Origin of the sequence: Marinobacter santoriniensis NKSG1, from assembly GCF_000347775.1 — a bacterium.
GTDB lineage: Bacteria > Pseudomonadota > Gammaproteobacteria > Pseudomonadales > Oleiphilaceae > Marinobacter > Marinobacter santoriniensis.
On record NZ_APAT01000031.1, the window covers coordinates 1 to 854 of the forward strand.

At 54.6% G+C, this 854-nt stretch carries 1 protein-coding gene; it reads left to right on the forward strand.

Annotated features, from left to right (window positions below; genetic code table 11):
* Positions 1 to 842, forward strand: an 842-nt coding sequence (locus MSNKSG1_RS18510) for a SulP family inorganic anion transporter (protein ID WP_008940828.1), incomplete at its 5' end; no start/stop codon positions are given.
* Positions 843 to 854 lie beyond the last annotated feature (12 nt).

Genomic DNA, 854 nt, shown 5'->3' on the forward strand with positions numbered 1-854 from the left:
CCAAAACGAAGCATGATCCGAATGCCGAGTTAATCGGCCAGGGCCTCGGTAATATTGTTGCGCCGCTGTTTGGAGGCATCACCGCAACGGCAGCCATTGCACGGACCGCCACCAATATCCGGAGCGGCGCGCGATCCCCGGTTTCAGCGGTTATTCATTCGCTCGTCGTCCTGCTTGCCGTCGTTGCCCTCGCCGGCCTGCTCGGACTGGTGCCCATGGCGGCGCTTGCTGCGCTTCTGTTTATCATTGCGTGGAACATGAGTGAGGCAAGGCACTTTTTACATACGTTGCGCTCAGCCCCTGCCGGGGATGTGACGATCCTGGTTACTTGCTTTGGTCTCACGGTGGTTTTCGATATGGTTCTGGCCGTCGCTGTCGGCGTTGCGCTTGCCGCAGCCCTGTTCATCAGGCGAATGTCATTGCTCACCGAAGCAAACCTGCTGGAAACCCATCATCACCCGACCAACATCGAGTTCCCTCCGGAAGTCGCAATCTATGACATTAATGGTCCATTATTTTTCGGAGCTGCGGAAAAAGCCCTGACCTCACTTCATTTGGTCGACCCCAAAATCAAAACAGTGATTCTAGATATGCACGACGTGCCGAGCATGGACGGAACTGCGATCGTTGCACTTCAAACATTGATTTCGGAAATGGAACGGGACGGCGTACGACTCATTCTGGTGGGCTTGCAGTCGAGAATGATCGTGAAGCTGCGCCGTGCAGGAATCCAAAAGGTGGCGGGTGCATTGACTTACTGTAGAGACTTGGAACACGGGCAATCAGTGGCCTTGCGTTGGCAGGGAAAATACACTGCCAACATCACAGGGAGACGTCTATGAACAGCAGAATCA